This window comes from Pelotomaculum sp. FP, assembly GCF_004369245.1.
GTDB classification, from domain to species: Bacteria; Bacillota; Desulfotomaculia; order Desulfotomaculales; family Pelotomaculaceae; genus Pelotomaculum_C; species Pelotomaculum_C schinkii.
In genome coordinates this window covers 1-18713 of sequence record NZ_QFGB01000017.1, presented here as the reverse complement: position 1 = coordinate 18713, position 18713 = coordinate 1, and the positions used below count along the sequence as shown (strand labels likewise).

Sequence of the window (18713 nt, the reverse complement as noted above, 5' to 3'; positions counted from 1 at the left end):
CAATGTTTATAGTATTTCTATAAAACCCTGGTGTCCGTCTATGCGAATGCGCTGTCCGTCTTTGATAACACTGGTTGCGCTGTCGACGCCGACCACCGCCGGAATGCCGTACTCCCGTGCCACCACCGCCCCGTGGGTCATCAGACCGCCCACTTCGGTGACTAAACCGGCAGCCAGCGGGAAAAGCGGGGTCCAACCGGGATCGGTAAACGGTGTGACTAAAATCTCTCCTTTGCGCATATTGGCCTCTTCCAGCTTCAGGATCACCCTGGCGCGGCCCTCCACCACTCCGGCGGAAACGGGGGTGCCGGTTAATGCACCCGGCGGCACATTTTCCCTGAACAGCCTTCCGGTAATGATCTCCCCGTCACTGGTCATCACCTGCGGGGGTACGAGTTTTTGGTTATGCAGGAACTCCTCCCTGCGTCTTTCAATCAAGGCCAGGTCCGGCTGTCTGGTTTCGATCAGGTTAATGATCTCTTCCAGTGAAAGCCAAAAGACGTCTTCCGGCTGCTCAAGAATACCATCGGCGGCTAGGACCGCGGCTTCGGCCAAAATTGCCTGTTTGACTATGTCAAGATGCTGGACGATAAAATATTTCGGATGCTCCCGTACGACAATGAGCCAGCGGTGCACCTTAATCAGGCGCGCTATGATCCTGGCCTTGAAAAAACCCCACCTGGTTCTTCTGAGGCGGGCGATCAGGCTGGCCGCCGCACGCTCCGCCTCCTTTTTACCTGTGCTGAAGCTGGTACGGTGCTGCTGCGGCGCAGCGCTTTGAATGTGACTTAAGATGGCCGGAACCAGCTGGGTAGGGGTCTCCCGCCACCGGAGGCGGGTTACATCGATCTCACCTGTACCCCGCATGCCGTATAACTCCAAGAACTCCTGCAGGGCCTGCTGTACTTCTTCCCCACCGGTGACGCCCTTTAGCCTGCTGAAGAAGTGTTCATCGCCGGCGCCTTTCAAGTACTCAAGCACTTCCGGATAAAGTCTTACCACGTCCGCAACATCCCCCAGCGCCAATCCCATTTCACTGGTGACGTTACCGACCGGGGATTTACCGATACTCCGCAGTTCGTCTGCGTTACCCAGCCATTGGCGGGACAGCCGCTCAATCAGCTTAATACTGATCACCCCTACCGACAGATACTGGGCTATTAAAGAAAAAGCAGCCGGCAGCAGGGTGGACAGGAGGTCCTGAATCAGCCTGAGCCTGTCTGCGCCGGACACACTGTTAAGCCTGGCTTTGTTTTCTCTCACCTGCTCGGCGATTTGCCCGTTGATGACTGCCACTACGTGGGAATGATTACGGTATAAGATGTTCTTAAAGATATTGATGGCCGTGGGAAAAGCTTTTTTGAGCAGCGAAAATATAAATCCCCGCTGCGCGGGCATATTTTTGAATTCTTCCCTGGTCAGGAAATCTGCCACAGCACGGCTGGTGGACTGGTCAAAAACATTTGACAGCAGGACCGGGAGCAGCCTCCGCCCCAGGTGATGTTCCAGCAGCGAAGTCAAATCCACATATAGCCTTGCGCCGGCCTCTGCCAGCAGGGGGCTTTCAGCCCGCCGGGAACCGCCCTTGCCAAAAGGCGCCAAAGTGCGCAGTACGGATATTCCCAGCGGTTTCATGGCATCGGTCATCATTTGGGCATGCCCCAAGGAAAAAAACAAATGCAGTTTCCCGTCCGTAATCGCGGGCAGCGGATAAAGCGTAGTGATCGGCCTGCTCTGCAGAATATACATGTCGCCGCCGGCAAAACACCATTCAATGTCCTGCGGCCCGCCAAAGTGCTGTTCTATTCTCTTACCCAGCCCGGCCAGCTTGACCGCCGAATCCTCTGACAGCGCCGGCCTGGTTTGATATTCAGCCGGAATATCCTGCTGTACAGTTCCCCCCGCAGGCCGCGCATAAATCGCCACCAGTTTCCGGGCAATCTGTTTTTTGACCAGCCTGCCGCCGCTCACCTGGTATAAGTCAGCCGAAACCAGGCCGGACACCAGAGCCTCACCCAGTCCAAAACTCGCGTCTATGGATACGATGCGCCGGCTGCCGCTCACCGGGTCCGCCGTGAACATAATCCCGGAAACTTCCGGAAAAACCATGCGCTGCACTACAACGGCCAAATACACTTTGCCATGGCTGAACCGGTTCCGCCGGCGGTAAATGATGGCCCGGTCCGTGAACAAAGAAGCCCAGCACCGGCGAACGCAGTCCAGCAGTTGCTCCTGTCCCTGGACATTCAAGAAAGTCTCCTGCTGCCCGGCAAAGGACGCTCCCGGCAGATCCTCAGCGGTGGCGCTGGACCGGACGGCATAGGAATATTCCGCGCCGGTGCGCCGCCAGGCTGCTGTAACCTCCTCCCGAATGGGGGCGGGAACAGGAAGGCTCTCCAGGTGCAGCCGGATTTCCTCTCCTGCCCTGTGAACCTCCTCAACGCTGCCGGTATCCAGCCGGTCCAGGGCAGCTAAAAGCTTTGGAAATTCCGGACTTTTACCCACAAAGTCCATATAGGCCGCTGTGGTGATACAGAACCCCGCAGGGACCTGAATGCCCGGCGCATGAAACAATTCACCGAGATTCGCGCCTTTGCCGCCCGCGCTGGCCAGGCTGGACTTATTAAGCTCATCGAAATACATCACATAATTGTGCTCCACCATACGCACCCCCTGTCAAAAATGAAGAAGCTTCCTGTGTTACGAAGTATGGATTCATGTGCTCGATGTAATTTATAAAAGTGTGTCCCGTGCTCATAAGATACCTGCTGCAAGCTTTTTAAAGGCATATAGGGCCAACAAACCAGTTGCGATAATTATCACAGTAATGGTCTTTAATACATAACCCACGCGGTGACGGTCAAACCAGCCCCACTTGACAAAGATTCTGTAGAGGCCAAAACCGGCATGATATTCGCCCGCAAAGAGTAATAAAACGTAAAACACGATCATAAAGGGAAAATAAAAGCCGCCAAATGACTGGTCGGCAGGCCCTAAGGCAGCGACACGCGAGGCGCTTGTAAATGATCTGATCGGCCAGGTAGTCATGACGAGCCAAATGTGGATACCGGCCATAATGCCAATAATCAGAGCGGTAATGATTTGACCGATCCAAACCCAGGTATCAAAGTGGTTAATCATGTGCGCAACCCGCCAGGTAATCCTCATATCGCGTAGACGGGTCGGGATCCTGCGCCCAGCCAGCAAAATATGCATAATAATTAACAGAACGGTTCCGGGTATACCAACCTGAGCCAAGTAATACTTGTCAAGCCCTATGGACAGCTTATCGTAGAGTTCGGGGCTGATGATAATCGTACCGACAAACAGCATGTGCATCCATAAGAAGCCAACCAGCAGTATGCCGCTGATAGATTGCGCGATGTCAACATACATCTCCGTTTTTGGATTTGCCTTTTTGTTTAATGTTGTCTGTAATGTATTGGAAAATGCCATCTGACTACTCCTTTCCAAAAGGGCATTACGTGCTTATACTGCGACACATTACGAATAAATACACATCAAGACAATAAAAAACCGCTCCGGAGAGCGAGACAAATATTCCACAAAAAAACCGCCTTACACAGGGGGCCTCTAATACTCCACTATCAACTCATCCAGATTTTACACAATCATTTTCGTATTGTTGTTTGTTATGACCATAGCATTTAAAAATGTTATTGTTTTTCCAGTGCAAGCTTGACACCGAACGAAATAAGCATTAGCCCGGTTATGCGCTGGAAAGTGCTTCTAAACATTGGTTTGCTAAACCAGACACGTATGTAGTCAAGAGCGCCGGCCAAAAACAAAAACCAGATCAAAACAATGATTACCGAGGTCAACCCCAATATCGTCAGTTGCAACAAGGAATCTTTTGCAGGATCGACAAACTGCGGTAAAAGTGTCATATAAAAAATTGCTGCCTTCGGGTTTAATGTGTTTGTTAGCGCTCCCTGGGCAAAGCAGGTCTTAAAGGAGTGTTCCGAAGAAGGGGCTTTTGTTTCAGTATCTGATATTGCGGGTGATATGTCGCCTTGAACACAGGAAAGCAATGTGATTATCCCGATATAGAACAAATAAGCAGCCCCGATATATTTGACAAGTCCAAACAAAAATGCTGATTTGGCGATAATAACAGACAGTCCGAGGACTGCAGCCGTGGTATGGACCATAAGTCCCGACGCAATACCCAAAGCCGTAGCCTGTCCGCCCTTTCGCCCCAGCGCCAGTGTGTTTTTGGTAACCATGGCAAAGTCGGCGCCCGGCAGGATAGCGGCTGCCAGAGCTGTAAGTACAAACAAATAGTAGCTGTGCATTATCCGGTCCTCCCACAACAACTTGTATGTAGTATGTAGTAAGTAACTTTCTACAAGTTGCATGCTAATACCTTTCCAGCAGCGGCCAGATTTTTGGGGAAGCCTGCTTTAGTACTGGATAAGGAACAAGAAAGAATAATCTTTAAAGGGAAAGAAATACTACAAAGTAAAGTATAGTCAGGCATGGAGATGGAGACAATTTATAATCAGAAGCAGCAGGAAATTGCAGGAATAATTAGTTCTAACGCCAAGGTCTCACATTGGAAGGACTGGCGGTGGCAGTTACAGCATTCGGTAAGGGATATTGATATATTTGAAAAACTCCTTGGTATTAAGTTTACTGCCGAAGAAAGAAAAAAACTTGATGAGACTGTTAAAAAGTTTCCGCTTTCAATTACTCCATATTATTTATCCTTAATTGATACTGATAATTATAAAAATGATCCTATATACAAGCAGGCATTTCCCTCAATATCCGAGCTTCATATAGGCAACTATGAAATGCGCGATCCCCTGGATGAAGACAAAGACAGTCCTGTGCCCGGCATCACCCATCGCTATCCTGACAGAGTTCTGTTTCAGGTTTGCGGCGTATGCGCTATGTACTGCAGGCATTGTACAAGGAAAAGAAAAGTTGGTGATGTTGATGTAATACCGGGTAAAGAAGAAATAGCTCTGGGAATTGAATATATCAGGAATAATCCAGTCATACGGGATGTGCTGCTGTCAGGCGGGGACCCGTTTTTATTGTCCGATGAGAATATTGACTGGATACTTACAGAAATAAAGAAAATTGCCAGTGTGGAGGTTGTAAGAATAGGAACAAGGACACCTGTTGTACTTCCCTACAGGATCACGGATGATTTGGTAGATATCCTGAAAAAGCATCATCCTCTGTGGGTTAATACACACTTCAACCACCCACGGGAAATAACCGCATCCTCAAAGGAGGCTTTAAGAAAACTTGCTGATGCGGGGATACCTCTGGGAAACCAGACAGTTTTGCTGTCAGGTATAAATGACCATCCCATAATAATAAAAAAGCTTGTACATAAACTGGTCCAGAACCGTGTAAGGCCATATTACTTATACCAGTGTGATTTATCCGAAGGCCTGAAGCATTTCAGGACGCCTGTAGGAAGAGGCATTGAAATCATGGAAAGTCTGATCGGACATACAAGCGGATTTGCAGTGCCTTCGTATGTGATCGATGCGCCTGGCGGAGGTGGAAAAATTCGTGTTATGCCGCAATACCTCATCTCATGGTCGCATGACAAGGTAGTATTAAGAAATTTTGAAGGAGTTATTACTACCTACCAGGAACCTGAAACTTATGAGAATTTCTTTGGCAACATGAACATTGATGACAGCGGTTTATTAGCAATGTTTGAAGGAGCAGAAGATTATAAAGCAACCGGCATCGAAAAGCTGCTTTCAGACCTGGATGAAACAATTGCGCTTGTGCCTGAGAATACTGAGCGAATAGAGAGACGGGACAATGCATGATATCGTAACAAGAATAGGCAATTCAGTGATACAGCATGGTAATTATAATGACCGGATTTATCTGATGAAGCTTTCCAGGGGTGACTTTCCCGATATTATAGATACGCTTGACACGATGGCACAAGATAACGGTTATTCGAAGATATTTGCCAAAGTACCCCGATATGCAAAAGATGGCTTCATTAACAATGGCTTCATAATAGAAGCCTCCATACCTAATTTCTATAACGGCGAACAAGCTTTTTTTATGGCCAAGTTTTTTAACGAGCAAAGAAGGCAGAATGAAAAATCTGAAGAAATTAATAAGGTGTTGGAAGAAGCTCAGAAAAGAGCTGCGGATAGTAAAGTAATCGAACCTGGTACGGGATCTCTCTACAGAATTTGCGGTGCGCAGGATGCTCCACAGATGGCGCAAGTATATAAGAGAGTCTTTGCAACCTATCCGTTTCCCATACATGACCCGGGTTATATCGTGGAGACAATGAACGAAAATGTCATATATTTCGGCATATGGAGCCAAAGTAAAGTCGTCGCCTTATCTTCCGCTGAAATGGATCTCGAGTCCGGTAATGCTGAGATGACTGACTTTGCTACGTTGCCTGAGTATAGGGGTAAAGGATTATCTGTCTTTCTTTTACAGCTAATGGAATCCGAGGTGAGAAAAAGACAAATCAAGACTGCCTATTCCATTGCCCGAGCCCTTTCTTTCGGAATGAATATTACATTTTCCAAAATGGGTTATAGATATTGCGGTACATTGATAAATAATACAAATATCTCCGGCCGCTTTGAAAGCATGAATGTATGGTATAAATCCCTATTAGAATTGCCGGATTCTTCGTTATGCCGGTAATATCATGCCCTGTACCCCTTTGATGGACAGTAGAAACATTCACCAGGATTTGTTAACTAGTTGTCGAAAGAATAAATACTCCCAACTGGTTTAAAGAGTTTCCACTATATTGAAACACGGACGCTCATGTATTATTGAAAGAGACGCGGGGCATCAATCCAAGACCTTTTTTGGTAATAGCGATGGGGTAGGTTCATGAAGGCTGATAAGTATTTACTTTTGACGTTTAAAAGATTGCTCTGGATTATTGGAGCCTGGATAGCTGCAGTATTCTTACATAATGCGATATATGCATTATTCTACTCATTTTTTAGCAAGACGAACGGCGACGAACCTGTCTTCTTTATTATTGCAGTGGTTGTTATTCCACTATATTTTGTGATATCGCTTATTTATACGGTTCTTTGGAAGTTTAGTAAACATTGAAAATGAGGGTGTGGCTTGATGAGAAAGATAGGGATGATCGGCGGATTTGGTCCTGAGTCTACATTGGATTATTACCGATTAATGATTGACCAGTATCGCGAGCTTCAAGGGGAGGGGAGTCTTCCCGAAATTTTTGTCTATAGTATGGATATGTACACACTCTTGCACATGGTTGGGCAGCAGAGATGGGATGACCTGACAGAATGGCTTTTAAAAGGAATCAATACCTTGAAAAGTGCCGGCGCTGATTTTGGCATCATTTCAGCCAATACACCACACATCGTGTTTGACAGATTAGAAAGCTTGTCTCCTATCCCCCTATTAAGTATCGTTCAAGAGACAAATAAGAAAGCAAAAGAGATGGGATTTCAAAAGGTCGGGTTGCTTGGAACAAGTTTTACCATGCGGTCAGGTTTTTTTCAGGAGGTATTTGCCGGCGATAATATCTCAGTTGTTGTGCCTCGGGAACAGGAACAAGACTATATTCAACACAAATTGATGACAGAGATTGAATTGGGTAAGTTTTACGAAGGAACCCGTAAAGGTTTGCTCGAGATTGTTAAAAGGATGGTCGATGAGGAGTCTATCCAGGGATTGATTCTCGGGTGCACAGAATTACCGCTTATTCTAACCAGGGACGAGTTTGGCATAACGTTCCTGAATACTACGAAGATCCATGTGGAGAGTGCAATCAGGTATTGTTTAACGGATAGCACAAAACTGCCGGCGCAATGTTGATAAACCACTGCGCCAGCAGTTTTGTGCTATTCATATGACATCAGGTTATCAGCTTGGCAGTTAGTATGAATGCGGAGACGGAGTAACGGTGATACTTTGAAACAGAATGAGGAGAAGCAAATGTATATCGTAAGCGCGTGCCTTTTGGGTGATAATTGCAATTACTGGGGTGGAAATTATAACAATGATAAGGTGAAAGATTTTCTTAAGGATAAGCAATACATTTCCGTATGTCCGGAAGTGATGGCAGGATTTTCTACGCCGCGCGAGGTTACCGAGATCCTTAATGGCAGGGTGATAACTAAGTTGGGGGAAGACGTTACCGAAGGCTATATTAGGGGTGCGCAATTGATGTGGCAGGCGGCAATGGAAAAATCCGCCGAATGCGGTGAAGAAATAGAGGGCGCCGTCTTGAAAACGAAGAGCCCGTCCTGCGCCGCCGGCAAGAATTATGACGGAACTTTTTCGGGGAAAATCATAGACGGATATGGTTTCTCCGCCGAATTTCTGAAAAAAAAGGGTATAAGACTGATGACGGAAGAGGATTTTCAGGATGACTGATTATAAAAAACAGATTGCTTGACTGCTGGATGCTTAGATAGAGGCTGAAACAAAAATAAGTAAAGAATACTATTAAGTGGTGACAATGTGAAAACATATCCAGAATGGCAGTATGATGAAATGAAACAAGTTGGTGTGGATTACACCGATACTAAAGAAGTTCAAGACTATGATTCACGAATGCAAAAATTACGAAATATAAAGAAAGAAACTGAAGACATTATCAATATTGTTGGTCTTACTGCTAAGCAGGTGGTTCTTGAATTTGGCGCCGGGACTGGAGATTTATCGATAGAAATTGCTAAGCATTGCAAAATGGTTTATGCAGTTGATATTTCTCCGGTAATGCTGGAGGTTGCCAATAAAAAGGCTAAAAGTCACGATATAAACAATATAAAATATTACCACGCCGGATTTTTAACTTACGAACACCAGGGGGAGCCAGTCGATGTTATCGTTTCTCAATTAGCTTTGCATCATCTCCCGGATTTTTGGAAGCTAGTCGCTCTTAAACGAATAAATGCTATGCTAAAAAAAGGCGGTAAATTTTTTTTAAGGGATACAGTATATTCATTTGAAGTTGAAAATTATAAAGAGTTTTTTGATAACTGGCTTAATGGTATTAAGCCAGTTGCCGGAGAAGAGCTTGCTTCAGACACGAAGATTGCAATAAGAGATGAATTTTCTACATGCGACTGGATAATGGAAGGGTTAATGAATCGAGCCGGATTTACAATAGATACCCTAAGTTATCATGATGGTTTTTTAGCAGTTTATGTTTGTACAAAGAAGTAAATTAACCACCTGGTTGCATATAATGATATGAATATTAACTAATATTATAATTTAAATAAATTTTTGGGGATGCACATTTTTATGACAAAGGGAAAGGCAATTTAGTATAATTGATAGCTTTCCATGATCCATATTAAAATAAGGGGAACCAGATATTGTCCTGGAATAACAAATATTCAATACCTTTTGCTGATAAGAGTCGCCGCAATTTGCGCGCTGACTGCGAAAGCTGTTTCGGTTTGTGCTGTGTCGCATTGTACTTTTCAGCTTCGGAAGGCTTCCCAATCCACAAAGACGCAGGTCAGCCCTGCCCCAACCTGCAGCCGGACTTTCGCTGTTGTGTTCACAAAAGTCTTAGTGAGCGGGGCCTTAAAGGCTGCACTGCTTTTGACTGCTTTGGCGCGGGGCAAAAGGTTTCCCAAGTTACCTATGGCGGACATGACTGGCGGAAAATTCCAGAATCCGCGAAGCAAATGTATGAGGTTTTTCATATTATGCGGCAAATCCATGAAATGGTCTGGTATCTGACAGAAGCGCTGACGTTACAACCAGCCCGTCCTATTCATGCTGCGCTCAGCTCCATGCTCGACGAGACTAAACGCCTTACTCGCCTCAGCCCCGACGCTCTCCTGGAACTGGATGTAGCGGTGCATCGGGCAGATGTTAATACTCTGCTCCTTAAGACCAGTGAACTTGTGCGAGCCGAAGCTCGTCGCGGGCAGAAGAAGGCGCATTCGGGGCATCGGAAGACCTTCGGTCGAGGAGCCTACCTTATTGCTGCTGACCTTAGAGGAACCGACCTGAGCGGGACAGATTTCATCGGGGCTGATTTCCGGGATGCTGACCTCAGAGGCGCCGACCTTACCAGGAGTATCTTTCTCACCCAAGCCCAAATCAACGCAGCGAACGGGGATAACAGCACAAAGTTACCCTCGTCACTTACTCGCCCTACTCACTGGGGCAATTCCAAACTTTAATGCCACAAATAACGGATAATTTCACTCGCCTTTTATGTTTTGTACTGTCAGGGTGGTAAAATATTGGGATGATAAAGAACTTATTCGGGTGGTGATGACGGTGTCCGGCGATATTCTTCTTTGTGACCTGGACGCCTTTTTTGCCTCTGTGGAACAGCTTGACCATCCGGAATACCGGGGCAAACCAGTCATTATAGGTGGGCGGCCGGGTGAGCGTGGAGTAGTGGCCACGTGCTCATATGAAGCCAGAAAATATGGTGTGCGTTCAGCCATGCCTATGGTCCAGGCGGTAAAACTCTGTCCGGACGCTGTTTTTCTTCCAGTGAATATGGACCGCTATCGTCAGGTATCGGCCCGGGTGTTTGCTGTATACGATCGTTTTGCAGCACAAATAGAGAAGGTTTCAATAGATGAAGCGTATCTTGCTGTACCTTCAGGGGTAGGGTTGGAAACAGCCCGAAAAATACGTGAGGCAGTAAGGCGGGAACTGGGCCTTCCCGTTTCCGTTGGTATATCCGTTAACAAACTGCTGGCTAAAATGGCCTGTGAGCTGGCCAAGCCGGATGGACTTTACCGGGTGGCAAAAGAGGATATGCCAAAAATTATTTGGCCGATGCCGGTAAGTAAACTTCACGGGATTGGGCCCCAAACAAAAGAAAAGCTCAATCGAATTGGGGTTAAGACAATCTGCCAATTAGCGAAGTTTCCTGAACGTGAATTGATTAAAATGTTTGGCGCTGCTGTTGGGGTAATGCTGCACCAGCGTGCCAATGGAAATGACATCCGGGAGATTCAGGCCGAACGGGAAATCAAGTCAATTGGCGAAGAGACTACTTTCCCAAAAGATGTCTACGACCAAGACGCAGTATTAACAACGCTTATGGATTTAGCCGGACAAGTTGGCTACAGGCTTCGCCATAAAGGGCTAAAGGCACGGACGGTCACAGTAAAGATCCGTTCTGCTGATTTCAGTACTATTACCAGATCACAGTCGTTATCTGCTGCTGTAGAAGGTGATGGAGCCATTTACAAGGTAGCGCGGGAACTTTTTGTGACCAACTGCGGCCAGCCACCCTGGAGGTTGGTCGGTGTACAAGTATCAAACCTGGATTCTTATGAACAGCTGTCTTTGTTTCAAGAAAAGGATGAAAAGGTCAGCAGGGTGGTTGATAAGTTGAAAGACAAGTACGGTATGGGAGTAATAAAGAGAGGGAGCCTGCTCCTTTCGGAGGAAAGAAAGAAAAAGCAATAAGTCAGGATGTAGTGTTGCGGCTGAGCACATTTTTTAAAGAAGGTTTTTGGGATGAAGTGCCCGTATTGTGAAAATGAGATGGAAAAGGGAGCAATACAAAGTGCAAGAGAGATTTTTTGGTCTAATTACAAAAGAAGGCTTTTCTTTAAGCCCAATATAGACAAAGGTGATGTCTCAATAGCTCCGTTTGGTTTAAATGGTACGGGAAAGGAAGCATATCTATGCAAAAATTGCAAAAAGGTGGTGATTGATTTGTATGAAGGCTGATAAATACTTGCTTTTGACCTTTAAAAGATTGCTCTGGATTATTGGGGCCTGGATAGCTCGGTATTTCTGCATAATGCGATATATGCCTTATTCTACTCATTCTTTACTAAGAATAACGGCGACGAAGCTTTCTTCTTTATTGTTGCAACGATTATTATTCCATTATATTTTGTGGTATCACTTGTTTATACGGTTTACCGGAAGCTCAGTAAACATTGAACATTTCTGGGGTTTTTATTTGCATCACCAAAGGAAAACATACAGAATGCTATGCCTTTAATTTTGGAAAAAGGTAGACATATTGTTTTAAACACGCTATACTAGTATTAGTATAGCGATGTGCCGATTTTTTGGGAGATGAAAACTAAGTGCGCCTTGCTTATAAGATTTGGTTAGATAATAACGGGAAGGTTTTTGGCGATGGGCCATATGACTTGCTATTGCGAGTTGAACAGACAGGTTCTTTGAGCAAAGCGGCAGCCGAGATTGGCATGTCTTATAATAAAGCGTGGCGGTTGATACGTTCCATGGAAGACAGATTAGGTTTTCCCCTGCTGAAATGTAAAGCGGGCGGTTCTTCCGGCGGAGGTTCGGAAGTGACTTCCCAAGCCCTTCGACTGATGCAACAGTACAGGGCTCTACGGGAGGAAGTAGAAAATACTTTAGAAATGCTATATACCAAGCATTTTAATAATAAAGAAAATAAGGGATAGTATTTTTTTGGGTGCGTAATACTCGGATAAGTATAACGCATGAACTGAACAGATAGGACAAAATGATGTTAAAGAAAGGAAGATTGTTTTGAAAAAACGCTACTTTAAAATCCTGCTTGACTATGGACACCTGGGGAATAAGAATTCACTTGAAGTAGCCCGCTATGTAGAAGCAGAGAATTGTGTAGACGCTTTCACCGCGGGCAACAGAATGCCGGGAGTGAAAAGAAAGGGTGAAAAAACAGGGACAATAAGAGTAGTGGAAATTTCATACAATGAATATTGCATGGGTCAAAAAACCGAAGCAGTTATCTTATACAATACATATAGGTCCAGGAGATGTGGATAAAATACTATAATTTTTTGTAGACATATTCCAATTTTATTGTTTTGCCGGCTATTAGACGTCATCAAATTTACAACCCACGTCATCTTTGTTAAAAATTTTTACATAGATGAGGTGGGTTTTTTACGCTGGAGGCCGTCTTATCGTTTGTCTTGGTTTATTCCGAAACTCGTTAAATAGCATAGACGGGAGAATGTTTTTATATCTGTGGATTATTTTAGACTAATATGCAGGATCTACTAAATTACTGTCGAAAATTAAGAATATTGAGCAATATTTCACTTCATCCGGATTGATTGAAACTCAAGTTTGACACTTTAAATTTAGAAATCCCCTAATACCAAGGGTTTGAGGACAATATAAACAGACGTACCACTACACTCCTTCCGTTTCAGGAAAGAGCGTTAGGTCAATATATTCTGGTTTTTCGGGTTCTTTCGAAGGTTTGTTTTTGTTCTTCAACTTCATGATTTGCATAGGCGGGCGAATGCTTAACGCTCTAAAAGCTTCATTAGCCTTACCAACCAATTCAGTACGGCACAAGTACCGGTCCTCTCCGATAGTCATCTCAACAGCCCTTAGCTGCTGCAAATCACGTAACAAATAAAGGTACTCGACTTCAATATTTTTCTCAAGAAGCTTTCTTCGCAGGGCTGATTCCAGTACCAGGGCCAGGAAACAAACCATAATGTGACCACGTACCCGGCTGTCTTTCCAGTGATAAACCGGTCGTAAATCCAGACTGGATTTAATCTCCCGGAAAGCCCGTTCCACCCGCCATAGGTCCTTGTAGGCCAGGGCTACCTCTGCCGTGTCAAGCTGAGAGTTGGTGCGAAGCACATACTTACCGTCATAGCGGGCTTCTTTTTTAAGGAGTCGCTGGTTAATACCAACGACGGCGTCTTTATCCAGCAACAGGTAGCGGCGGTAACCGCTATTGCCGACCAGTGACTTGACCCCATAGCTTTTAATCTGGCTTTCCAGCTTTGCTACCATTTCCTCCCGGGCTTTTTTGTCGTACTCAGCCTGTAGAGGGTTGTAACAGATAATATAGCGGTTGGCATCGCACCAGACTTCTTTAACTCTAAGTTTATCCCGTACAACTTTGTATTTGCCGCCTGTTTTAAGTACCTCGTCGACTTCTTTGGCTTTGCGCATGCGCATGCCGACGATATATTCAATGTGGTTCCGGTCCAACTCATCCAAGATTTCTTTACTTACCATGCCCCGGTCTCCGACAAAGACCACCCGACCTAAGTTAAAACGTTTGCGCAGGTCAGCAATGATTTGCCTGAATGTTACAGAGTCAGCGGTGTTGCCTGGGAATACCTCGTGGGCGATAGGAATACCCGTCTGAGTCATCACGACGCCAATCATTACCTGGACCCGATCCGGACGGTGGTCTTTGGAATAACCATAATGAGCTAGTTCAGCAGGGCCTTTTCCTTCGAAATATGTAGAGGTGGTATCCCAGAAAATCATGTCCACCTTTAAGTCAAAGTAGGTTTGAGTACGATTAAAGAGCTCAAGCTCGATGCTTTCCTTGTGTTCGGCAAGCAGATCGAGGGAGCGGTAAAAATGGTGCAGCTCCAAGTTTGAAAAAGCCGGCCGGTACACCTCATTAATCCAATGGTTCACGCCACGCTTGGAAAGTGGGTCGCTGATTCTATTGAGCACCATAGCATAAACAGCCTCGGCAAGTTGTTCGGAGGTATAGGCGCTGGAGAAAGACTGCTGCAAGATAGCATCCAGGTGAAGCTTGTCCCAGAGATGACGAAAGATGAATTCGAGTCCCCACTCTTTGGCGTTGTGAACCAGTAATTTTTGAGCCTCGGACTGGATCCACTTTTTCTCGGAGAACTTGGCCAGGCTAGCGATCAGGCGGTCTATATCCCCATCTTTCAGGTCTTCGATGCGGCCCATGTTCAATAGGACCTTCTGACGTACCTTATCGTTCTCACGAACGGATTCGACAATCTGTATGTAGGTTCTTTTAGAACCATCTTTATTTGTAAATGTTTTAGTTCTCGCATACATGGCACCTATATTATACCATATTAGTGCAGAATAAGGAAGATAATATTTGCAAAACGTGGCAGCAAAAATTTGAAAATTTCAGGAACGACCTCTTGATTTTACTGGGCTTGCGGGCTCGAAAGGGGCAAAAACCGCCTTAAAGTTTCAAACTTGAGTGAAAACAAGATATGTCAAGCGAAAACCTAACAAAAAATAGCTTCCAACTTGTCGATCAGCTTATGAGCATAATCGCATATTTAATAAGGGATTGTGATGTGTGATGGTAGAAAAGGTCGCCAGTGTAAATAAGGCAATTATAGTAAATATACTGGCTATTATACTTGCAGCATGCATTACGATAATAGTTCATGCTGTTTTGCCCGCTGGGGTAAATCCAGAGAATTTTGATAGCGTATTTGTCAAGCTTTTTGGATTTCCTGTAGTTGCGGCTTCCTACTTTGTTTTGCTATTTACACACTGTGTCGTTGTAATGCGATATTTTGGAAAGCAGTCAAATGTTCCCAAACTGCAAGTTGGAACTCGTTTTGGGTTAGCCTTTGCAATCCTTTATTTCTTTGGAATGCAGGAAGTAGTTGTTGAGGTCTCTCCTTTTAGAGAATGGGGGTTTGCATTCGTTAGCTATCAATTTTTCATGGGCGTGGGCGATGCAATACCCGCACTACTACTATGTGTGACAGTCGCTTATTTTACATTAGGCAATGCGAAAGCTTGTTTACCTGTTCAAACCTTAAGCATAACAGAAAAAATCAAAGCGGTTGCCTTAATTACGGTTGCTTTTTTGACTGAGCGGTTAATTGGCTATGAAACAGGTATAATAACGAGCAATTGCAATACATATACTATTCCGTGTTATATATGGACAATATTATTTGGCATTGTGCTGGGATGTTGTTATGTGCTTTTATATCCAGTATTAGCCAAAGAACAGAACAAATTATTACTGTCAATCAAACTTGCTGTACTAACTATAGGAGTAAACTGGATAATGTTTAATAGCTTTATGGGGTTGATTCTTAGTGGTATCATGTCACAGATGCTTTTGCGAAGCGGTATAGATGTGGCGATATTCTTTTTGGCTTGCATTGTAATTAGCAAGTACTTTGTAAAACCTGATATGCGCGCATATGAACATAACCTTAAATAAACTATTATGCAACATTTATATTTAGCGACAAACCAAGCAAGGGGAAAACTACCCTGCCCACGGCACAGTACAAGGATGATGTGATAAGTATTTAATAAGTAAGGTAATTAATTTACCTATTTCAATACTACAATCCGGAGACACAATAAAAATAAATAGTGTTTATGCATGATGATTGTTGAAAGTGATAGATCTGACTACCTATTATTCATAATTGGCGAATAAAACAATAGCGTGTTTAATATATTTGGTGGTTGGTGATGAATAAATGTCTAATGCAGAAAAATATCTTAAAAGGCTGGAGTTATCTAATATATTGCGGGAATCTGTTATAAGAGCTATAGTAGATACACTGCAGATTCCTCCTGAGAGCAAGGGGCTGGATGCAGGATGCGGAACTGGTTTCTATACTTTGATGCTAGCAGAAGCAGCAGGGGTTCGTGGTCATGTTACCGGTCTTGATATTGAAGAAAAATTTTTAGCAAAAGGACGCTCTTTGGCATCAAAGACAGGCCTGACGGAAAGAGTTTCTTTTATAAGGGGTGATATAAGAAAACTTCCATTTAATGAAAATTTATTTGACTGGGCTTTTAGCATGGATCTCGTTGGCTATCTAAAAATAGATCCTGTTTTACTACTGAAAGAGCTTGCCAGGACTGTGAAGCCAGGGGGTATCATATACATCCTAAACTGGTCTTCGCAAATGCTACTTCCCGGATACCCGGTTTTAGAGGCTCGGTTGAATGCAACTTCTTTAGGGATAGCTCCTTTTGATGAGAAAATGAAACCGGAGTTACATAGTATGCGTGCACTGGAATGGTTTAAACAGGCAGGTTTGAGTGAAACTAGGGCACAAACTTTTGTGAGTGATATTAACCCTCCTTTAAGTCAGGAAATGCGAAAAGCCTTGGTAGATCTTTTTGAAATGCGTTGGGGGGAAGATAATCCGGAATTGTTGGAGGAAGATCAATTAGAATATCAGCGTCTTTGCAGGGATAATTCACCGGACTTAATCCTGAATATGCCCGGGTACTATGGATTCTTTACATATTCGTTGTTTTGGGGCAGAGTGTTATGAAAAAAATGTCTATTAGGAGTACTTATGACAAGGGATAATTCACCCAAAAAAGTGGCCCTTTTCTACCCGCAATGGCAGGGGGCTGGATATTCACCTGAACTTTATGAAGGTACAGTTGCACTTTGGAGTTACTTTTCACCTCAAATGCCTTCTATTGAGGTTCCGGTTGACAGACCAGGAGAGGTAACAAAACACAACGGGATTATTGGATTAAAGCAGATTGATAAACAACTATCAAACTCGTATAAAATACTGCAGGATTTAAATCCCTCTCACATAGCAACAATAGGAGGCGGCTGCGATGTGGAAGTAGCTGTAATCAGTTACCTCCGTGCAACGCATGGGCCACTGGGGATATTTTGGTTTGATGCTCATGGGGATTTAAATACGCCGGATAGTTCCCCAAGTAAGTTATTCCATGGTATGGCATTACGTTGTCTGCTTGAAGGCGGAAGAGGATTTGGCTTACAATTGCCGGTTCCATCCATCTCCTTGCAAGATATTGCGCTCCTGGGGGTTAGGGATTTGGACCCCCCAGAGAGAGAATACATTAAAGAAACAGGTATTCCGGTAATAGCTGTCAGTGAATTAATGGAAAGTATGCCTGAAAAGTTGGTATCGCAGTTTAAGCAATTTGAAAAAGTGTATATACATATTGATCTTGATGTGCTTGATCCTGTTGAGTTTGCCGGTGTAAAATGTCCAACTGAAAATGGCGTACGAATAAAACAGCTTAGGTCGGTTTTACAAGATATTATGGAACGATGGGATGCAATCGGATTGAGTTTAGTGGAAAGCATCGAAACTGATAAGAAGAAGTTAAGTGCTTTAGAACCTATTATTCAGCTGGTAAGAGAACTTTAATTCCATATGATTACGACAAGGCCTATGGCAAATAGAAAATTATTTCGAGAATAAATAAAATGAAAATCATGAAACCCAACATATCAACAGAACCTGATATTCTTGAGGATTTATTGCCTTTAATTAGATCTAAAGCAGAAGAAAATGATATTTCCGGAAAACATATTAAAGGAGTTTCACTCAGTGATACTGATTTATCCAGAGTATGTTTTAAGGAAGTCGTTTTTGAGAACTGCAAATTTTATGATTGTTTATTTTCGAAATCAGATTTTGTAGATGTAATATTTAAGTCTTGTGACATATCAAATAGTAAATTTAGCGATGGATATTTTAACAGATGTCAATATGTTTCGTGCAAAGCAGTGGGCGTAAACTGGCTAAACAGTAAATTGCAACATATATCAATTTTTAATAGCAATTTTGGATATGCAAACTTTGATACCTCAATATTAAGTAATGTAAGTATTTTAGAAAGTGAAATGGGAAATGGCAACTTTTCAGAATGCAAGTTAACAAATTTAGAATTGGCTGATGTAAGTTTTATAAATACAAGCTTTTTCAGAACCCCTCTTAAAGGTATAGACTTTACCCGAAGCCACATAGATGGAATGGTTGTATCTGGTGGGGAATTGAAAGGAGCTATTGTGAGTGCCTATCAAGCATCAGAGTTAGCCAAGTTATTAGGATTAATCGTAAAATAATGTGTATCTAAATAGGGCTTGCTGAATAGCCAAAAATTCCAGTAATACCAAGGGATTGAGGGTACTTTTGTCGAATTATTATCCAAGGAAAACAAGCTAAAATATGCAAAAAGCTTGCACTTTGGAGGTCAAAAAATGT

The 18713-nt window shown here is 43.8% G+C and carries 18 protein-coding genes; 14 read left to right on the top strand and 4 right to left on the bottom strand.

Annotated elements, in window-relative coordinates; translation table 11 throughout:
* Positions 1-6 precede the first annotated feature (6 nt).
* The 3 genes from Psfp_RS08840 to Psfp_RS08830 form a co-directional block, all read right to left on the bottom strand.
* Entirely contained in the window at positions 7-2664 is a 2658-nt protein-coding gene (locus tag Psfp_RS08840; protein ID WP_134218177.1) for a phosphoenolpyruvate synthase, read from the bottom strand.
* 90 nt (positions 2665-2754) lie between these two features.
* Positions 2755-3456 carry a succinate dehydrogenase gene (locus Psfp_RS08835; RefSeq protein WP_134218176.1) on the bottom strand — a complete coding sequence of 234 codons (702 nt, stop codon included), beginning with the start codon at positions 3454-3456 and terminating at the stop codon, positions 2755-2757.
* A gap of 221 nt (positions 3457-3677) precedes the next feature.
* A complete protein-coding gene (locus Psfp_RS08830) occupies positions 3678-4316 on the bottom strand; it encodes a LysE family translocator (RefSeq protein WP_192895342.1) in 639 nt (212 codons plus the stop codon).
* 183 nt (positions 4317-4499) lie between these two features.
* Here Psfp_RS08830 and ablA point away from each other — a divergent pair, with 183 nt between their 5' ends.
* The 10 genes from ablA (at position 4500) to Psfp_RS08780 (ending at position 12753) form a co-directional block, all read left to right on the top strand.
* Entirely contained in the window at positions 4500-5822 is a 1323-nt protein-coding gene (gene ablA, locus Psfp_RS08825) for a lysine 2,3-aminomutase (RefSeq protein WP_348981127.1), read from the top strand.
* The gene (gene ablB, locus Psfp_RS08820) at positions 5815-6675 is read left to right on the top strand and encodes a putative beta-lysine N-acetyltransferase (protein ID WP_134218173.1); all 861 of its coding nucleotides are present in this window, start codon (positions 5815-5817) and stop codon (positions 6673-6675) included. Before ablA ends, ablB begins: the two co-directional genes overlap by 8 nt.
* 444 nt (positions 6676-7119) lie before the next feature.
* Positions 7120-7839 carry an amino acid racemase gene (locus Psfp_RS08815; RefSeq protein ID WP_134218225.1) on the top strand — a complete coding sequence of 240 codons (720 nt, stop codon included), beginning with the start codon at positions 7120-7122 and terminating at the stop codon, positions 7837-7839.
* 69 nt (positions 7840-7908) lie between these two features.
* Entirely contained in the window at positions 7909-8400 is a 492-nt protein-coding gene (locus tag Psfp_RS08810; protein ID WP_243120552.1) for a DUF523 domain-containing protein, read from the top strand.
* Between the two features lie 87 nt (positions 8401-8487).
* Positions 8488-9195, top strand: coding sequence for a class I SAM-dependent methyltransferase (locus Psfp_RS08805; protein ID WP_205079519.1), 708 nt, complete (start codon positions 8488-8490; stop codon positions 9193-9195).
* Between the two features lie 155 nt (positions 9196-9350).
* Positions 9351-10172, top strand: a complete 822-nt coding sequence (locus Psfp_RS08800) for a pentapeptide repeat-containing protein (protein ID WP_134218172.1) — start codon at positions 9351-9353, stop codon at positions 10170-10172.
* Positions 10173-10224: 52 nt separating this feature from the next.
* Positions 10225-11424: a DNA polymerase IV gene (gene dinB / locus Psfp_RS08795; RefSeq protein ID WP_192895341.1), complete on the top strand. Its 1200-nt coding sequence runs from the start codon at positions 10225-10227 to the stop codon at positions 11422-11424.
* A 51-nt stretch (positions 11425-11475) separates the two neighbouring features.
* Complete coding sequence (locus Psfp_RS08790; RefSeq protein ID WP_134218170.1) at positions 11476-11691, top strand: PF20097 family protein; 216 nt, start codon at positions 11476-11478, stop codon at positions 11689-11691.
* A 368-nt stretch (positions 11692-12059) separates the two neighbouring features.
* Entirely contained in the window at positions 12060-12404 is a 345-nt protein-coding gene (locus tag Psfp_RS08785; protein ID WP_134218169.1) for a LysR family transcriptional regulator, read from the top strand.
* Between the two features lie 88 nt (positions 12405-12492).
* The gene (locus tag Psfp_RS08780) at positions 12493-12753 is read left to right on the top strand and encodes a hypothetical protein (protein WP_134218168.1); all 261 of its coding nucleotides are present in this window, start codon (positions 12493-12495) and stop codon (positions 12751-12753) included.
* Between the two features lie 372 nt (positions 12754-13125).
* On the opposite strand, the gene Psfp_RS08775 is transcribed toward Psfp_RS08780, so the two are convergent.
* On the bottom strand, positions 13126-14673 hold the full coding sequence (locus tag Psfp_RS08775; protein WP_243120551.1) for an IS1634 family transposase: 1548 nt from the start codon (positions 14671-14673) through the stop codon (positions 13126-13128).
* A gap of 373 nt (positions 14674-15046) precedes the next feature.
* Between Psfp_RS08775 and Psfp_RS08770 the strand changes: the two genes are divergently transcribed.
* The 4 genes from Psfp_RS08770 to Psfp_RS08755 all read left to right on the top strand — a co-directional run bounded on the left by Psfp_RS08770 (position 15047) and on the right by Psfp_RS08755 (position 18574).
* The gene (locus Psfp_RS08770; protein ID WP_153189513.1) at positions 15047-15931 is read left to right on the top strand and encodes a hypothetical protein; all 885 of its coding nucleotides are present in this window, start codon (positions 15047-15049) and stop codon (positions 15929-15931) included.
* A gap of 268 nt (positions 15932-16199) precedes the next feature.
* Positions 16200-17009: a class I SAM-dependent methyltransferase gene (locus tag Psfp_RS08765; protein ID WP_134218166.1), complete on the top strand. Its 810-nt coding sequence runs from the start codon at positions 16200-16202 to the stop codon at positions 17007-17009.
* Positions 17010-17033: 24 nt separating this feature from the next.
* A complete protein-coding gene (locus Psfp_RS08760; protein ID WP_134218165.1) occupies positions 17034-17873 on the top strand; it encodes an arginase family protein in 840 nt (279 codons plus the stop codon).
* A 59-nt stretch (positions 17874-17932) separates the two neighbouring features.
* Positions 17933-18574: a pentapeptide repeat-containing protein gene (locus Psfp_RS08755; RefSeq protein WP_134218164.1), complete on the top strand. Its 642-nt coding sequence runs from the start codon at positions 17933-17935 to the stop codon at positions 18572-18574.
* The last annotated feature ends 139 nt before the right edge of the window (positions 18575-18713 follow it).

Coding starts and splice junctions, on each gene's coding strand:
- ablB (WP_134218173.1), top strand. CDS start 5,815: ATGCATGATATCGTAACAAGAATAGGCAATTCAGTGATACAGCATGGT.
- Psfp_RS08760 (WP_134218165.1), top strand. CDS start 17,034: ATGACAAGGGATAATTCACCCAAAAAAGTGGCCCTTTTCTACCCGCAA.
- Psfp_RS08775 (WP_243120551.1), bottom strand. CDS start 14,673: ATGGGCCGCATCGAAGACCTGAAAGATGGGGATATAGACCGCCTGATC.
- Psfp_RS08765 (WP_134218166.1), top strand. CDS start 16,200: ATGTCTAATGCAGAAAAATATCTTAAAAGGCTGGAGTTATCTAATATA.
- Psfp_RS08840 (WP_134218177.1), bottom strand. CDS start 2,664: ATGGTGGAGCACAATTATGTGATGTATTTCGATGAGCTTAATAAGTCC.
- Psfp_RS08830 (WP_192895342.1), bottom strand. CDS start 4,316: ATGCACAGCTACTATTTGTTTGTACTTACAGCTCTGGCAGCCGCTATC.
- Psfp_RS08790 (WP_134218170.1), top strand. CDS start 11,476: ATGAAGTGCCCGTATTGTGAAAATGAGATGGAAAAGGGAGCAATACAA.
- Psfp_RS08835 (WP_134218176.1), bottom strand. CDS start 3,456: ATGGCATTTTCCAATACATTACAGACAACATTAAACAAAAAGGCAAAT.
- Psfp_RS08770 (WP_153189513.1), top strand. CDS start 15,047: ATGGTAGAAAAGGTCGCCAGTGTAAATAAGGCAATTATAGTAAATATA.
- ablA (WP_348981127.1), top strand. CDS start 4,500: ATGGAGATGGAGACAATTTATAATCAGAAGCAGCAGGAAATTGCAGGA.
- Psfp_RS08810 (WP_243120552.1), top strand. CDS start 7,909: ATGCGGAGACGGAGTAACGGTGATACTTTGAAACAGAATGAGGAGAAG.
- Psfp_RS08815 (WP_134218225.1), top strand. CDS start 7,120: ATGAGAAAGATAGGGATGATCGGCGGATTTGGTCCTGAGTCTACATTG.
- Psfp_RS08755 (WP_134218164.1), top strand. CDS start 17,933: ATGAAAATCATGAAACCCAACATATCAACAGAACCTGATATTCTTGAG.